This is a genomic window from Zeaxanthinibacter sp. PT1 (assembly GCF_028464225.1).
Lineage (GTDB): Bacteria > Bacteroidota > Bacteroidia > Flavobacteriales > Flavobacteriaceae > Zeaxanthinibacter.
This window is the reverse complement of sequence record NZ_JAQPCN010000004.1, coordinates 224,466-241,201: the sequence shown is the minus strand read 5'-3', so window position 1 is coordinate 241,201 and position 16,736 is coordinate 224,466. Positions and strand designations below refer to the sequence as shown.

The window sequence follows — 16,736 nt, the reverse complement described above, 5'->3', positions numbered from 1 at the left end:
TTCGCTACAGGTCAAGGATAAATCCAAGCCGTATATTCTGTCCCCGGGTACTAAAGCCGATCACTTCTGTATAGTCGGCGTTCAGGATGTTCTCGGCATTGAGGAAGATTTTAAGCTTTCCCGGCATCACTTCCCTCGAGGCATACAGGTTTACCAGGGAGAACGGATCCAGTTCCACATCGGTAAAGGTGCTGAAATCCGTGTCTTTTCGTGTCCCGGTGTACGCATACCTCAGTGAAATCAACCCCTTGTCCGAATAACGGTAATCCACATTGGCATTCAGCTTGTGCTTAGGGATACGGATAGCATTATCACCGCTGCGTTCGGTAAAGGTGTAATTCCCACTTACATTCCATTGTTCCGAAGCCAGCCAGGAAAGCTCCAGCTCCACTCCCTGGGCTTTGATCACCTCCCGGGAATTGTTATAGACAAAAGCTACATTGTCAAAAAACACGAAATTCTCCTCTTCCCGGTTAAAATAGAGCCCGGAGATGCGGAAGCGATCCGATGCAGCCCACTCCAGCCCTCCTTCGAGGGTCCTGTTGGTTTCAGGTTCCAGGTCCGGGTTAGCCCCGAATGCCCCGAAGAGCTGGGAGAGGGAAGGCGTGATATACGATGTAGCCCAGGAAGCCAGTAGTTTTACGTAGCCTTCTCCCGTGGATATGGAATATGAAGGGTTCAGGTTGTAAACCAGCTGCTCTCCGTATTCAGAGTGGGTATTCAGCCGGATACCTGCGTTAAGGTTCAGCCCCGATCCGGATATGTATACGGCATTCAGGTAGGGATCCAGCAGTGTAAAAGAAGGGCTTTCTTCCAGGTCTGCCTTTTCCCGGTTGTAATTAACACCCAGGAGCGTATAGAATTTGTCATTGAAAGTGTATTTGTTGAAAGCATCAATAACCCAGGTCTGCCCGCTGAAAGTACCCGGGAATGCGCTGATATTCTCCGAATCAAATTCGGATACAGCGGCATTGATATTCACTTCCCCCTGATCATAACCGAAGACTGCAGCCAGCCCTGCCCTTTTCTGTTCGCTGCGAAACTGGTATGGCGCATCGAGCAGGCCAAAAGACTCGTCGTAATCCGATCGTAATTTAGTCTGGTTCCCATAGACCCTGATGTGGCTATTTGAAGACCATTGATAGCCCAGGCCCAGCCTGGCCTGGAAACGGGAGAAGATATCTTCTTCATTTCCCGGGGTGACCAATGAGGAAAGGTTTTCTGAAAAGGCATTGGAAAAATCAGCAGTATAACTAACATTTCCTGCTGTTCCTCCTACTCGAGCGCTATTTGAAAATTCGGAGATATTGTACTGTTGCTTCTCCTGGGACTGGTTGGTCCCTATACTACTCTCAAAATGCCCGCTTAGCGGTTCCCCTGAGGCTTTTTTGGTCGTAATACTTATCACCGCCGTAGCGGCATTAGACCCATACAAGGTACTGGCAGCTCCCTTAATAATTTCTAAGGAAGCGATATTATCCGTACCCAGGTAACGCAGGTCGTATTCCTGGGCAAATGATGAAGGATCGGATACTCGAACCCCGTCGATCAGGACCAGCACCTGCCGCCCGCGACCACCCCGGGCATAGACGCCCAGTACTTCGCCCGGCCTTCCCCGGCTTCCGGCGATCTCCAGCCCACTAAGGGTATTGATCACTTCGGCCACGGAACGTCCCGTATATTTTTGCAACTCTTCCGGGCCTATACTAATCACGGTCTTTCCGGAATACTCCCTTTTCAGGGCAAATCGACTGTCGCTTACAACAACCTCATCCAGGATTTCCACGGCAGTAGAATCCCCGGGAATTTGCTGTGCCCATGCACAGCTGAACGCCATTACGGCGCCACAAAAGAAAACATGTCTTTTGTTCATTTTTAAATTGAATTAAACGGGCGTATGGATATGTGACCATACCTAAACTTTTTCCCGAAGTTTATAGATAATTGATTTTGAATAAGGCAGGTCTCCTGGCTTGCGTCCTGTCTGCATACCTTCCCGCCATTAAACTGGCAGTGGTGTTGAAGTTGCAGCAGGCATTCCCTGAACAGGGAACAGAGCTTACAGTTGCGGGAACAGCTCCGGATTTTACAAGGCATTATACCTCATCTCACCGGATTCCCTTTTAATCCCAATACTTAGAAAAATATTGAGAACCAATATTCGGCAGCCAAGGTAAACAATTTTGTTCAACTTTTTTTTAATCTTACTTTTGGTACCGATCTACATATACCACTTTGAAAAGACTCCTGTTCCTCTCCGCTATCTTCTGCCTGATTTCCTGCAAAACGGAAAAAAAGGAAAATGATTTACCACAACAAGAGCCTCAAAACACCAACCGTATCACCTATGCATCCGGTTTATCGATCAGCCAGGACAGCAACGGCATAAGTCTTTTAAAGGTGAACTCCCCATGGCCAGGGGCCGAAAAACCGTTTCGTTACCTGCTGGTACCGCGAGAGCAACTGGCCTATACCACTTTTGACCGCGACGCTTACGACGCCATTATCGCTATCCCCGTTGAGCGGATCGTTGTGACCTCTACCACCCACATCCCTGCCTTGGAATCTCTGGGTGTCATCGATCGATTGGTGGGCTTCCCGGAGACCCGTTACATTTCCTCGGAGGCGGCAAGAAAACGTGTAGATGCCGGCGAAGTAACCGATGTTGGCAGTAACGAAGCCGTGAATACCGAAAAATTACTGGCCCTGCAACCGGACCTGGTTGTGGGTTTCTCCATAGATAACCAGAATAAGGCCTATGACGTGGTCCAACGCTCAGGGATCCCTGTGGCCTATAACGGGGACTGGACAGAGAACTCCCCCCTTGGTAAGGCGGAATGGATCAAATTCTTTGCTCCTTTTTTCGGTAAAGAACAGTTAGCAGACAGCATTTTTAAAAGCATTGAAAAAGATTACCTGGAGGCCAAAAAACTGGCCGCCAATGCCCCGGAACGCCCTACGGTACTGTGTGGTGCGCTTTATAAAGACATCTGGTACCTGCCCGGTGGCAATAGCTGGATGGCCCGCTTCCTCGAAGATGCCAATGCCAACTACCTCTGGAGCGATACTTCGGACAGTGGCAGCCTTTCCCTCAGTATAGAGAGTGTCCTGGACAAAGCCAAAGATGCTGACAGCTGGGTATCCCCATCGCAGTATACGAGTTATACCGAGATGCAGGAGGCAAACCGCCATTACAGCCAGTTCAGTGCATTCCGGGAAAAACAGGTATTTACCTTTGCCCGGACTACAGGTCCAACCGGTGGGCTTTTATATTACGAACTGGCGCCCAACCGCCCGAATCTTGTTTTAAAAGACCTTATATCTTTACTTCATCCCGGCTTACTGCCTTCGCATGAGCCCTTTTTCTTTAAACCCCTGGCCGATTGAACCCTAAAAAATCATACCGCCTGCCCTTTCTACTGCTGGCACTGCTCTTGCTCGTCGCATTCTTTCTGAATACGGGCCTGGGTTCTGTGACCATACCATTAAAAGATACCTTTAACGCAATTATAGGAGGTACCGTTGCTGAAGATTCCTGGCGTTATATTATCTGGAATTACCGGCTGCCCAAAGCTTTTACAGCCATTCTTGTAGGTGCCGGGCTTTCGCTGAGCGGACTGCTGATGCAGACCCTGTTCCGCAACCCCCTGGCAGGTCCTTTTGTACTGGGTATAAGCTCCGGTGCAAGCCTGGGTGTAGCCCTGCTGATCATGGGTTCAGGGCTTATTTCGGGTTGGGTGGGCAGTCTGCTGATCAATGACGTTACATTAGCTATTGCTGCAAGTGCAGGCAGTTTCCTGGTCCTATTGGCGGTATTAGGCGTCGCGGCACGGATCAAAGACACCATGGCCCTGCTGATCATCGGGCTGATGTTCGGGAGTGTAACTACAGCCGTGGTTACCGTACTATCTTATTTTTCTAATGCCGAGAAACTACGGCAGTATATCTTCTGGTCCTATGGCAGCCTGGGCAACCTGTCCTGGCCCCAACTGGGATTGTTGGGAGTTATTCTGATGCTGGGTATAGCACTCAGTATTATTTCTATAAAACCTTTAAATGCCCTGCTCTTAGGGGAACATTACGCTCGCAGCATGGGTACTTCTCTACAGCGATCCCGGTATATCATTATTGGAGCTACGGGTCTTTTAGCCGGGGCCGTAACAGCATTTGCAGGGCCTGTCGCCTTTATCGGTTTGGCTGTACCCCACCTGACCCGGCAGATCTTTGACACCACTGATCATAAGGTCCTTGTCCCTGCAGTGATTCTCTATGGTGCTATCCTCTTATTGCTCTGCGATACCCTGGCGCAGCTTCCTTCCTCCTCCTATGTGTTACCTATCAATGCTATCACCTCTATCATCGGGGCACCTGTGGTCATCTGGTTGCTGGTTCGTAAACGTAAAATGATCTTCTGATAGTAGTAAGCGTGTTGCCTAAAGGGGAGCTGCATCCCAACATTTAAACGTATTTTTGTCCTGTACCATGAACAAGAAAGCGAAAACAAATGCCTTAGAAGTCCTGGAACTGGCGGTCGGTTACACTGAAAAACAGGGAGATAAGATCGTCGCAGAAGCTATTTCCTTTGAATTGCATTCCGGGGATTTCGCCGCTATTGTCGGGGTAAACGGTATCGGGAAATCGACCTTGTTACGTACCCTGGGACAAGTGCAACCCCCATTATCGGGAGAAGTACGCCTTAGGGGGAAGAACCTGGATACGTACAGGAACCGGAAACTGGCAGAAGCTATTAGCCTTGTACTAACCGAGCCGCTGGCCACTAAAAATCTCACCGTCTGGGAATTGGTACAATTAGGCAGGCAGCCATACACCAATTGGATCGGTACACTGGAGGCCAGGGACAGGAAAAAGATTTCGCAGGCACTGGCCATGGTCGGCTTGGAAAGTTCGCACGCCAAGAAATGCTACGAACTCAGTGATGGCCAGATGCAAAAAGTGCTCATCGCCCGCGCTTTGGCTCAGGACACGCCGCTGATGCTGCTCGATGAACCAACTACCCACCTGGATCTCTACCACAAGGTGCAGATTCTGAAACTGCTGCAGCGCATCTCCCACGAAATGGACAAGACCATCCTTTTTACTACCCATGAGGTTGACCTGGCCATTCAGCTCTGCGATCGAATGCTGATCCTGGACAACCGGGAAAATTCCTTTGGAGCTCCCTGTGAACTGATAGAGCAAAAGCGCTTTGAGTCCCTGTTCCCCGGAGATCTTATCTCCTTTGATCCGAAGACCGGGAATTTTAAGATTGTATCCTAATACAATACAACGCTATTTTACCTGCAAACTCCTATCTTTACCCTAGCAAACAATCCGCTGATGGATCCGACAACTATTTATTTCTTAATTGCCCTAATCACCCTTATTTCGGGTTATTTCCTGGGAAATTATATCCAGGCCTTAAAGACCAAAAGCAGCCAGAGCGCCCTGGTAGAACGGGAACAGCAATTGCGTTACGCCCTGGGAGAAGCGGAGAAACGCGCAGAACAGCAATTGAACGAGATCCGGGAATTGCGGATACAGAAAGAACAACTGGGCATTCAGAATACCCGCTACGAGTCAGACCTGGTCAACCTGGAACGAAAGAACCAGGAACAACAACAGGAAGTCGCCCAGTTGCAGGAGAAATTCACCAAGGAATTTGAGAACCTGGCCAACAAGATCCTGGACGAAAAAAGTTCCAAATTCACCGAACAGAACAAGGAAAATATCAAGAACATACTGAGCCCGCTTCAGGAAAAGATCCTTCATTTTGAAAAGAAGGTAGAGGACAGTCAGAAAGAGAATATCAGCATCCATTCTGCCCTGAAAGAACAACTGCTTAACCTGCAGAGCCAGAACCTGAAAATTACCCAGGAAGCCGAAAACCTGACCAAAGCACTGAAAGGAGATAGTAAGATGCAGGGGAACTGGGGCGAATTGGTCCTGGAGCGTGTCCTGGAAAAGTCAGGCCTGGAAAAGGATCGCGAATATACCGTACAACAAAGTTTCCAGAACGAAGATGGCAGGCGGGTATTACCCGATGTCATTATCCACCTGCCCGATGGTAAGAAGATGGTAGTGGATTCAAAGGTATCCCTGACGGACTACGAGCGTTTTGTAAATGCCGAAGAAGAGGATAGGGAGCGATACCTGAAAGCCCATATCAACTCCCTGACCAGGCACGTAGACCAACTATCGGCCAAAAAATACGAGGACTTATACGAAATGGAGAGCCCTGATTTTGTGTTGTTATTCGTCCCCATAGAAACTGCTTTTTCTATCGCCATCAACAGCGATTCCTCTATTTACAATAAAGCTTTTGAACGCAATATTGTAATCGTTACCCCTTCTACCCTGCTGGCCACCCTGAGAACAATAGACAGCATGTGGAGCAATGAAAAGCAACGCAGAAATGCCATTGAGATCGCCAGGCAGGCCGGCGCTCTTTATGATAAGTTTGAAGGTTTTGTCTCTGACCTGACCAAAGTGGGTAAAAAAATGGAAGATGCCCGTACGGAATACCGTGGAGCCATGAATAAACTGGTTGAGGGGCGTGGAAATATAGTTACCAGCATCGAGAAATTGAAGAGGATGGGTGCCAAAGCCAAGAAATCTTTACCCGAAAACCTTCTCAAACGTGCCGGTGAGCAGGAAGAGGAAGAAGAACAAGAAGTCCGTAAACTAAACTTATGAAAAAAGCCCTGGGAATTTTCCTCATCGTCCTGTTTGCCCTGATGGCAGCCATATACGCTTTTATCTATTTTGTGCCCTACAGTGAGGGAGTACGCTCCGGTGAGCTGATCAAGATCAGCCGCAAAGGGGTGATCGCCAAGACCTGGGAAGGGCAAATCAGCCAGGGCATCTCCGGTGCACAGATCTTCAGCTTCTCCGTTCTGGACCAGGAACAGGATGTGATTCAGAAACTCAGGGAATACCAGGGCGAATATGTAAAACTCGAGTACACGGAACGCTACGCCACCTTTTTCTGGCTCGGCGACACCAAGTATTTTATCACCTCGGTAGCATTAGACAGTTCACCGCATTTTAGAAGATAAACATGAAAGATTTTAAGACGGTTAAAGAAACCAGGGTCTCCCTGACAGAACTGATGCTTCCCTCCCATTCTAATTTCGGGGGCAAGGTTCATGGCGGCTATATCCTGAACCTGATGGACCAGATCGCTTTTGCATGTGCATCAAAGCACTCACAGAGTTATTGCGTCACCGCTTCGGTAAACCGGGTAAACTTCCTGAACCCCATAGAAGTAGGCGAATTGGTAACCCTCAAAGCTTCGATCAATTATACCGGCAAGACCTCTATGGTAGTTGGGGTGCGGGTAGAGTCGGAGAACATTACCACGGGGAAAAGGAAGCACTGCAATTCTTCCTACTTCACCATGGTCGCCAAAGATGGCGAAGGCAATAACATACGGGTCCCGGGCCTGTTGATCGAAGATGCAGACAGCGTGCGACGTTTTGCCAGGAGCAAATTCTACAAGGAACAGGCCCATGACCGCGGGAATAAGTTTGAACGTAAAGGGTTTGATATTACGGAGTACCTTCCACTGATCGAAGGTGAGAACGTCAGCCTTAAGCTGCGCTGATCCCCGAGGCAGCCGCCTTATCCAGGAACCAGAACAATTTTCCGTCTGCAGGCTGTACCCTGTAGGCCGGGTATGATGTATACCCTCCCTTTTTCTCTAAGATCTCTTCTACTTTTTCTGCCTTATTAGCCCCTGTCACCAGGAATGTGACAATCGCCGCATTGTTGATAATCTTTCCGCTGAGGCTGACACGGTTCTGCCCGCTTTCGGGATGGTCGGCCACTACGCAGGGCTCTTCAGCATCCCAGAGCTCCATCTGGTGCGGAAAAACAGAAGCGGTATGCCCATCATCCCCCATTCCCAGCATAAGGAGGTCAAATCTCGGCAACTCGTTAGCCTGTGGTAATTTCTCTTCGAGGAAACGGCTGTATCTCCAGGCCTCCTGGGAAGGGATATCTTCCCCCCGGATACGATGAACATTTCCTGAGGGAATATCGATCCCGGATAGCAGGTGTTCTTTGGTCATCCGATAATTACTCTCCGCATCCGTAGGCGGCACACAACGTTCATCGCCCCAATACAGGTGTACCCCTGACCAATCGATGTCTTTATACTTATCCGTGGCCAGGAGATCAAATACCCCCTGCGGGGTACTTCCCCCGGAAAGGGCAATATGGTACATCTTTTTCTGCTTCAGCTCTTCCTGCAAAAAATCACAGAAAGCCTTTGCAACATCTGCCTTTGAATCGTATATCTTTAATTCCATTATTCTTATTATTTAATTACACAGAACCCGGGGTCATCCGCCAGTTGCGCACCGGGATTCCGCCACATATATAATCCGTCTATAAGTTCGTCTGCGTTCTTCGGGCCCCAGACCCCTGCAGAATAACCGTAGGTGACCACGTCCTTTCCGTTCTTCCAGTAGTCCAGTATAGGGTCTACGAATTCCCAGGCGGCCTCTACCTCATCTGCACGGGCATAAAGGGTGGCATCACCCTGCATGGCATCCAGCAGCAATCGCTCGTAGGCCGTCATGACATTCGTCTCGTTTAAACTGGAATAGTAGAAATCCAGGTTGGTCCTTTCTACCTTGAACCCCTGCCCCGGTACTTTTACCCCGAACTTGATCAGTATACCTTCATCGGGCTGTATCCTGATGATAAGCTGGTTATCTTTATTGGTGATGCCCGCTGAGTCTTTGAAGATCTGGTGGTGAGTAGATTTAAAATGTATAACGATTTCTGTCACCTTGGTAGGCATCCTTTTCGCCGTCCGGACGTAAAAAGGAACATCTTTCCATCTCCAGTTATCGACAAAGAACTTAATGGCTGCATAAGTCTCCGTGGTCGAATCAGGGTCTACACCTTCCTCCTCACGGTATCCTTTCACCTTTTCACCATTGATCTCTGCCGAAAGGTATTGTCCACGTATGGTATGGTTATGAATGGTCTGGTGATCCCTCATGACCCGAAGCGATTTCAATGCTTTAACCTTCTCATTCCTGATCTCCTCGGCCTGGTCCCCGATTGGGGGTTCCATGGCTACCAGTGAAACAATCTGCAGCAAGTGATTCTGGAACATATCGCGCAGCGCTCCGGACTTATCATAATATCCCCCGCGTTTTTCAACGCCCACACTTTCTGCGTTAGTGATCTCTATATGGTGAATATAATTACGGTTCCACAAGGGTTCAAATATACTATTGGCAAAGCGGGTCACCAAGAGGTTTTGTACCGTCTCTTTACCCAGGTAATGATCTATTCGGTAAATTTGATTTTCTTTAAAATACCGGTGCAGTGCGTTATTCAGGGATCTCGCCGATTCCAGGTCGTAACCAAAAGGTTTTTCAACGATAAATCGTTTCCACCCCTCAGTCTCATCGGTCAGACCTTTCTCGCAAAGATTTTTGGCCACCACCTCGTAGATGTTGGGTGGGGTAGAGAGATAGTAGATGTAATTGTTATCCGTACCGTACTTGGTGTTCAGGTCAGAAATACGGTGTGCAAGGTTGGTATAGTCGGTATCGTAAGAATTGCCGAGATCCTCGTAAAATATCTTATCAGCGAATTTCTTTACATATTCCTTCTCTTCCTTTCCCAGCTCCTCCGCCAGGTAGCTGCTGTCTTCAACCACCTTCTTTCGGAAGGACACATCCGTCAGATCACTCCGGCTTACCCCCAATACCACGAACTTATCGGGGAAGTGATCATCCTTATAAAGATTGAACAGGGCCGGGATTAATTTCCTGGCTGTCAGGTCTCCCGATGCCCCGAAGATGATTAACATTTGATTGGAAGTCTTATTCATGCAATGCTTTTTTATATGATGGTAAACCAATGCTCCAGAATTGGGAAAGAAGGCCGCAAGGAACAGATAATTTGGTTACTTTTGATATTCGCCAGACTAAGATAAAGTTATTTTGGTTTCTTTAGGGAGACTTCCCGGGCAAAGCGGCAAAAATGTATTGAAACAAGAACATTATGAATGAAAACACGTATGATTTTGGACTGATAGGACTAGGAGTGATGGGCAGGAACTTTATCCTGAACGTTGCCGACAACGGATTTACCGCTTTCGGTTACGACCTGGACGCCGGGCAGGTCCAGGCCTTACAGGAAGAAGGGGGAGACCGATCTAAGGTAGATGCTACCACAGACCTGTCAACCTTTGTAAATTCACTTTCTTCACCCAGAAAAATCATGCTGTTGGTACCTGCAGGTAAAATCGTCGATACGGTAATCGGCAATTTACTTCCGCACCTGGAGCAGGGCGATATCATTATAGACGGTGGAAATTCTTTCTTTACCGATACGGACCGGCGAGAGGCATATCTCAGCGATAAAGGCATTAATTTCTTTGGTGCAGGAGTTTCGGGTGGAGCCAAAGGTGCCCGCAGGGGCCCCAGTATCATGCCGGGTGGTTCTAAACAAGGGTACAGCGAAGTAAAACCCATATTTGAAGCCGTAGCCGCCAAATTTGAAGGAGAGCCCTGCGTAGCCTATTTAGGGCCTAAATCGGCAGGAAACTACGTTAAAATGGTCCATAACGGCATAGAATATGGGATGATGCAGTTGACTTCAGAAATTTATGACCTGCTGAGGAAAGCGGGTGGTATGAACAATGAGCAACTCCACCAGACCTTTTCCGAATGGAACCGGGGCAGGTTACAATCGTTCCTCGTAGAGATCACAGCCCAGATCTTTGCCCAGAAAGATGAGCTGGGTGAAGGGTCATTAGTGGATAAGATCCTCGATAAAGCCAAGCAGAAAGGAACAGGAAAATGGACCTCTCAGAATGCCATGGACCTGGGGATACCTATCCCGACCATTGATATAGCTGTAAGTATGCGCGAGATCTCTGCGCTAAAAGACCAGCGGGTAGCGGCAGATAAGGTCTATAATCGCCCGGAAATTCAGCCAATGACAGAAGGTGCTTTGGAAGAGTTGGCCGAAAATGCACTCTATTTTGCATTCATTATGACCTATGCCCAGGGAATGCACCAGTTAGCGGAAGCTTCTAAAGAATACGGGTATGAATTAGAGATGGCGACCATCGCCAAAATATGGCGGGCAGGATGCATCATCAGGGCAGGACTACTCGAGGATATTTCCAATGCATACGCTGCAGATAAAAATCTGGTTAACCTGTTGATGTCTGCACAGTTCACGGATAAAGTACATTCTACAGTAAATGCCGCCAGGACCCTGGTAAGCTATGGTGCTTTAAACGGAATTCCATTGCCCGGTTTGTCCAACGCACTTACCTATTTTGACGCATTTACTTCGTCCAGGTTACCCCTGAACCTCATACAGGCACAACGAGATCATTTTGGGTCGCATACTTATGAACGTACAGACAGGGATGGAATTTTCCATACCGAATGGGAAGGATAGTCAGAAATTGAAGACACGGCTCAGGTTAAAGCCAAAATAAATATCCCCCTCGCTCCAATCCCCGGTGGCGTTACCGAGGAAACCACTCTCAAAAGTGGGCTGAGCATTGGTAAAGTGTAATTGGAAAACATGGCCGCCGGTTTCTATATCCACACCTATAGAAAGCGGGTTAACGAAGGGTGAACCGTCTGCCCGGTTCAGGTGCCAGCCATAATCCATATTGATACTCCATCGTTTTCCTAATTTATACCGCCCCCCTATGCCAAGTGCATACTGGGAATTTTCCTGTGGTGCGTAAGCAGTATATCCTTCATGGAAATAGGTTGGCATTAATTCCAGGGAGAGTTTATCATTGAATTTCCTGGAAATCAACAGCTGCTGGGTAAAAGAGAGCCGGTCATCGAAACTGACAGGTCTCAGGATCAAGGCTTCTTCCAGGAGCGTATTTACAGCGAGTTGGCTATAGCCTGCCACGGTCACAGGGGTACCTGTCCCCTGGCTGAGCAGGCGGTATTTGAGAGATGCATCATAGGTCTTATTAAAAGAACTCCGGGCTACTGAGACATTTAACCCATCGCTTATCCCGTAGAGAAAATGCAAGCGGGTATTGGCAAAATCCAAACCGAAAAAATCGTCAAAACCATTTTTAATACTTCCAAACCTATGGGCCACGATAAAGTAGAACTCGCGCTTACTAAGCATCTTGGTCGACTCAAAGTTCACGATCTTTAATCCCTTAAAGGCTGCTTCAGCGACTACGCTACTGTCAGTTTTATCGATCTCTGCTAGGAGGTCATCCTGTGCCGCCACGAAAAAAGGAAACGACAACATACAATACAACAAGCATCTTTTCATCTTTATAAACATCTTTACCCTCGTTCGATTAATTTTAAAACCACTATTAAAATTACGAATTATTTCTATCCAACATTGAGCATCCCGAAAATTCAACTAGCTGCGCAAATCCTTATAAATCGATATCTAAGCAACCAAGATAGAAGTGATACATCTTGTTACTGACCTTGTACTTTTCACTATCTTTAATAGTGGACTGGGTTACAACACCGAAAAAAGTGTTTAAAATTTTCTAACTCCTAAATGTTCAGATCATGAAACGACCTCTATACAGGACAGCGATATTATTCATGGGAATCATGTCTGTTGCTTGTTCCAGCAGTGATAATTCAGATGGGGTAATGCCTCCGGATGACCCGGATGGAGGAGCTTTTACATACACCGACGATATTCGCCCGATCATGCAGTCCAGTTGTACAAGCTGCCATGGAAATCCCCCGACGAATAATGCGCCCATGTCCCTGACTACCTTTCAACAAGTGAGGAGCGCAGTGCAGAGCAGGAACCTGCTTGGCAGGATTAACAGCAGTACGAACCCCATGCCGCCAGACGGACGCTTACCGACATCTGCGCGTAACGCCATACAGGCCTGGGTTGATGCGGGATTCCCGGAATGATGAGCAGAATTGTCATAGCATGTTTACTTCTCGGTATGCTCCAAGTGTATGCCCAGGATACCTATGTTACTAATTCCGGTGAAATTACCTTTAATGCTTCTACACCCTTAGAGGATATCAATGCCATTAACACTGCTGTAAATGGTATTTTTAAAAATGATAGCGGTGATATAGGAGCGGTCTTGCTCTTACGGGATTTCCGCTTCAGGAAGAAATTGATGGAAGAGCATTTTAACGAGAACTACGTGGAATCTGAAAAATACCCAAAAGCTACTTTCCGAGGTACACTGCTGGGTTATTCCAAGGATAGTATTACAAAGGATAAGTATCCCCTGGAAGGCATTCTGACCATCCGTGAAATAAGCCGGGAGATCAGTGCCATGGCCACTGTACAAAAAGATAATGATGATTTCTGGCTCCAAACCGAATTCATCGTCAGGCCAGAGGATTTTGATATCAGGGTACCAAGATTATTATTCAGGAAGATCGCCCGCGAGGTAAAGGTCACGGTCGATTTAAAATTAGAACCCTCGGAAAAATAAAACCCCCTGCTCCGTATGAAACAAGGGGTTAGTTCAGCTTTTATTAGCTTTTGTTATTTACTCAGGTACATTTTCCTCCTGGTATAGAGGTCGTAGAATTGATCGTCCTTGAGGTTGTCGATAAACAATATACTCTCACCGGTACTCTTCATTTCCGGCCCGAGATTCTTATTAACATTGGGAAATTTATTGAAAGAGAAAACAGGCTGTTTGATCGCGAACCCTTCCAGTTTTGGATTAAAGTCAAAATCTTTCACCTTTTTCTCCCCCAGCATCACTTTGGTCGCATAATTCACATAGGGTTCCCCGTAGGCTTTAGCGATAAATGGAACGGTCCTGGAAGCCCTTGGATTGGCTTCAATAATGTACACCTTATCATCCTTGATCGCGAACTGTATATTAATCAGTCCCACGGTCTTTAGGGCCAGGGCGATCTTGCGGGTATGGTCCTTGATCTGCTGCATCACGAACTCGCCCAGGTTAAAGGGCGGCAGGGTAGCGTTAGAATCCCCGGAATGGATCCCGCAAGGCTCTATATGCTCCATGATCCCGATGATATACACATCCTCCCCATCGCAGATAGCATCTGCTTCGGCTTCGATGGCACCGTCCAGGTAATGATCCAGTAAAAGTTTGTTGTTCGGGATCTTACGAAGCAGGTCTACCACATGCTCCTCTAATTCTTCCTTGTTGATTACGATCTTCATTCCCTGTCCTCCTAAGACGTATGAAGGTCTAACCAACAAAGGGAAGTTGAGTCTATCGGCAAGAGCCAGGGCTTCATCCGCACTCTCGGCTACGCCGAATTCAGGGTAAGGAATGTCATTATCCTGTAGTAACTTAGAAAAACTACCACGGTCCTCAGCAAGATCCAGGGAGTCAAAGCTGGTACCGATGATCTTAACCCCGTATTTATCCAGCTTCTCTGCCAGTTTCAAGGCCGTCTGTCCTCCCAGCTGTACAATTACCCCTTCGGGTTTCTCATGCAGGATGATATCGTAGATATGCTCCCAGAAAACGGGCTCAAAATAAAGCTTGTCGGCGGTGTCAAAGTCGGTCGACACTGTTTCCGGGTTACAATTGATCATGATGGTCTCGTAACCGCATTCTGCCGCTGCCAGTACACCATGCACACAGCAGTAATCAAATTCGATTCCCTGCCCTATCCTGTTGGGACCTGAACCAAGGACCACGATCTTCTTCCGATCGGTAACCTCGCTGTCATTGGCTACGTATTTCTTCCCGTCTGCAGTTTCAATTTCTTCTTCAAAGGTCGAATAGTAATACGGAGTTACCGCTTCAAATTCGGCCGCACAGGTATCCACCAGTTTGTACACCCTTTTGATATCCAGCGACATCCTCTTTTTATGCACTTCACTCTCGTAGCAATCGAGCATATGTGCAATCTGCCGATCTGCAAAACCTTTCTGTTTGGCCTCGAGCAACAATTCCTTGGGAAGGCTTTCTACCGTATACTTGGAAATTTCCTTCTCCAGGCAGTTGAGTTCTTCGTATTGCTTCAGGAACCACATATCAATCTTGGTGATATCATGGATACGACTCAGCGGGATACCCAACTGTATGGCATCATAAATCACAAATACCCGGTCCCAGCTGGGAACCGTAAGCTTCTGAATGATGGTTTCATAATCGGTGTATCCTTTGCCGTCTGCACCCAGTCCATTTCTTTTAATCTCAAGGGATTGGGTGGCTTTGTGCAAAGCTTCCTGGAAAGAGCGACCAATACCCATTACCTCGCCTACAGATTTCATCTGTAAGCCCAGGGTCCTGTCCGATCCTTCAAACTTATCAAAGTTCCAGCGAGGGATCTTAACGATGACGTAATCCACTGAAGGCTCAAATAAGGCCGAAGTAGACTTAGTGATCTGGTTTTCCAGTTCGTTCAGATGGTAACCGACAGCCAGTTTGGTAGCTACCTTGGCAATTGGATACCCGGTTGCTTTAGAAGCCAGGGCAGAAGACCTGGAAACCCTTGGGTTGATCTCGATAGCAATAATATCTTCCTCGTCATCAGGACTTACCGCGAACTGCACGTTACATCCGCCGGCAAAATCACCGATACTTCGCATCATCTTGATCGCCATATCACGCATACGCTGGAATGTACGGTCTGAAAGGGTCATAGCGGGTGCTACCGTAATAGAGTCCCCGGTATGTATCCCCATAGGATCCATGTTTTCTATGGTACAGATAATCACCACGTTGTCATTTGCATCACGCAGCAGTTCCAGCTCGTACTCCTTCCAGCCGATCAGGGCTTTATCGATCATCACCTCGTGGATGGGAGAAACTTCGAGCCCTATGCTGAGCAGCTCGTCAAAATCTTCCTGCCGGTGTACTATAGAAGCACCTGCTCCCCCAAGGGTATACGAAGCCCTGATCACCAGGGGAAAACCGAATTCCTGTGCAATCTCTTTTCCTTTGAGGAAAGAGGTAGCGGAGGCCTGTGGTGGCATTCCGATCCCGATCTTCATCATCAGTTCACGGAATTTCTCCCGGTCTTCAGTAATATTTATCGCATCGATATCTACGCCGATGATCTCGGTATCAAAATCTTCCCAGATTCCTTTTTCATCGGCTTCTATACAGAGGTTCAACGCCGTTTGCCCTCCCATGGTAGGCAATACTGCATCGATATTCGGGTGCTTTTTCAGCACTTTTATAATCGACTTTGTCGTCAATGGCAAGAGGTATATGTGATCTGCCATTGACGGATCTGTCATGATGGTCGCCGGGTTGCTGTTAATCAGGATGGTTTCAATTCCATCTTCTCTCAGGGAGCGCAGGGCCTGGGATCCGGAGTAATCAAATTCGCAGGCCTGCCCTATAACGATGGGACCAGAACCTATAATCAATACACTTTTTAATTCTTTTCTTTTTGGCATAGTACGGGATTATACAGGGGTAACTACAAAACAAAAAAAAAGGTGCTACTTTTAAAAAGTAACACCTCTTTATTTATGAATATTTATTCATTATTTCTTGTGTCTCGGCTCAGAAGATACAGAAAGTTTCTTTCTACCTTTGGCTCTTCTACTAGCCAGCACCTTTCTTCCATTAACGGATGCCATGCGTTCTCTAAAACCATGTTTGTTCCTTCTCTTCCTTTTCGAGGGCTGATATGTTCTTTTCATTCTGGAAAAATTTTGATGCTGCTGTTATGACGAGGAGACTTCACGTTCCTCAAAATCTGGGCGCAAATATACGAAGACTTTTCGCTTTGCCAAATGGAATTAGAAAATATTTCCGATAGTTTTTATTA

15 protein-coding genes and 1 riboswitch are annotated in these 16,736 nt (G+C 47.4%); of the genes, 9 read left to right on the top strand and 6 right to left on the bottom strand.

Annotated features, from left to right (window positions below; translation table 11 throughout):
• Nucleotides 1-4 precede the first annotated feature (4 nt).
• Nucleotides 5-1,873, bottom strand: coding sequence for a TonB-dependent receptor plug domain-containing protein (locus PP178_RS12200; protein WP_272594631.1), 1,869 nt, complete (start codon nt 1,871-1,873; stop codon nt 5-7).
• A gap of 68 nt (nt 1,874-1,941) precedes the next feature.
• Nucleotides 1,942-2,175: riboswitch (cobalamin riboswitch) on the bottom strand.
• A 60-nt stretch (nt 2,176-2,235) separates the two neighbouring features.
• Between PP178_RS12200 and PP178_RS12195 the strand changes: the two genes are divergently transcribed.
• The 6 genes from PP178_RS12195 to PP178_RS12170 all read left to right on the top strand — a co-directional run bounded on the left by PP178_RS12195 (nt 2,236) and on the right by PP178_RS12170 (nt 7,603).
• Nucleotides 2,236-3,387 (top strand): ABC transporter substrate-binding protein, encoded by a 1,152-nt coding sequence (locus PP178_RS12195; RefSeq protein WP_272594630.1) that lies wholly within the window; start codon nt 2,236-2,238, stop codon nt 3,385-3,387.
• Nucleotides 3,384-4,415: a FecCD family ABC transporter permease gene (locus tag PP178_RS12190; RefSeq protein WP_272594629.1), complete on the top strand. Its 1,032-nt coding sequence runs from the start codon at nt 3,384-3,386 to the stop codon at nt 4,413-4,415. The genes PP178_RS12195 and PP178_RS12190 overlap by 4 nt, the downstream gene beginning before the upstream one ends.
• Before the next feature lie 67 nt (nt 4,416-4,482).
• Nucleotides 4,483-5,277 (top strand): ABC transporter ATP-binding protein, encoded by a 795-nt coding sequence (locus tag PP178_RS12185; protein WP_272594628.1) that lies wholly within the window; start codon nt 4,483-4,485, stop codon nt 5,275-5,277.
• 60 nt (nt 5,278-5,337) lie between these two features.
• A complete protein-coding gene (gene rmuC, locus PP178_RS12180) occupies nt 5,338-6,693 on the top strand; it encodes a DNA recombination protein RmuC (protein ID WP_272594627.1) in 1,356 nt (451 codons plus the stop codon).
• On the top strand, nt 6,690-7,055 hold the full coding sequence (locus PP178_RS12175) for a 6-phosphogluconate dehydrogenase (protein WP_272594626.1): 366 nt from the start codon (nt 6,690-6,692) through the stop codon (nt 7,053-7,055). The genes rmuC and PP178_RS12175 overlap by 4 nt, the downstream gene beginning before the upstream one ends.
• Nucleotides 7,056-7,057: 2 nt before the next feature.
• Nucleotides 7,058-7,603, top strand: coding sequence for an acyl-CoA thioesterase (locus tag PP178_RS12170; RefSeq protein WP_272594625.1), 546 nt, complete (start codon nt 7,058-7,060; stop codon nt 7,601-7,603).
• Here PP178_RS12170 and pgl read toward each other — a convergent pair.
• Both pgl and zwf read right to left on the bottom strand, forming a co-directional pair.
• Nucleotides 7,590-8,309, bottom strand: a complete 720-nt coding sequence (gene pgl, locus PP178_RS12165; protein ID WP_272594624.1) for a 6-phosphogluconolactonase — start codon at nt 8,307-8,309, stop codon at nt 7,590-7,592. The two genes, PP178_RS12170 and pgl, sit on opposite strands and share 14 nt — an antisense overlap.
• Nucleotides 8,310-8,317: 8 nt before the next feature.
• Nucleotides 8,318-9,853 carry a glucose-6-phosphate dehydrogenase gene (zwf, locus tag PP178_RS12160; protein WP_272594623.1) on the bottom strand — a complete coding sequence of 512 codons (1,536 nt, stop codon included), beginning with the start codon at nt 9,851-9,853 and terminating at the stop codon, nt 8,318-8,320.
• A 173-nt stretch (nt 9,854-10,026) separates the two neighbouring features.
• On the opposite strand from zwf, the gene gndA reads away from it, so the two are divergent.
• Entirely contained in the window at nt 10,027-11,439 is a 1,413-nt protein-coding gene (gene gndA / locus PP178_RS12155; RefSeq protein WP_272594622.1) for an NADP-dependent phosphogluconate dehydrogenase, read from the top strand.
• On the opposite strand, the gene PP178_RS12150 is transcribed toward gndA, so the two are convergent.
• Nucleotides 11,440-12,294 carry a DUF5777 family beta-barrel protein gene (locus PP178_RS12150; RefSeq protein ID WP_272594621.1) on the bottom strand — a complete coding sequence of 285 codons (855 nt, stop codon included), beginning with the start codon at nt 12,292-12,294 and terminating at the stop codon, nt 11,440-11,442.
• 254 nt (nt 12,295-12,548) lie between these two features.
• Between PP178_RS12150 and PP178_RS12145 the strand changes: the two genes are divergently transcribed.
• Both PP178_RS12145 and PP178_RS12140 read left to right on the top strand, forming a co-directional pair.
• Nucleotides 12,549-12,911, top strand: coding sequence for a hypothetical protein (locus PP178_RS12145; protein WP_272594620.1), 363 nt, complete (start codon nt 12,549-12,551; stop codon nt 12,909-12,911).
• Between the two features lie 35 nt (nt 12,912-12,946).
• Nucleotides 12,947-13,453 (top strand): YceI family protein, encoded by a 507-nt coding sequence (locus PP178_RS12140; protein ID WP_272594619.1) that lies wholly within the window; start codon nt 12,947-12,949, stop codon nt 13,451-13,453.
• A gap of 53 nt (nt 13,454-13,506) precedes the next feature.
• Here the strand turns inward: PP178_RS12140 and carB are convergent, their stop codons facing one another.
• Nucleotides 13,507-16,359, bottom strand: coding sequence for a carbamoyl-phosphate synthase large subunit (carB, locus tag PP178_RS12135; protein ID WP_272594618.1), 2,853 nt, complete (start codon nt 16,357-16,359; stop codon nt 13,507-13,509).
• A 90-nt stretch (nt 16,360-16,449) separates the two neighbouring features.
• Nucleotides 16,450-16,608, bottom strand: a complete 159-nt coding sequence (gene rpmH, locus PP178_RS12130) for a 50S ribosomal protein L34 (RefSeq protein ID WP_272594617.1) — start codon at nt 16,606-16,608, stop codon at nt 16,450-16,452.
• Nucleotides 16,609-16,736 lie beyond the last annotated feature (128 nt).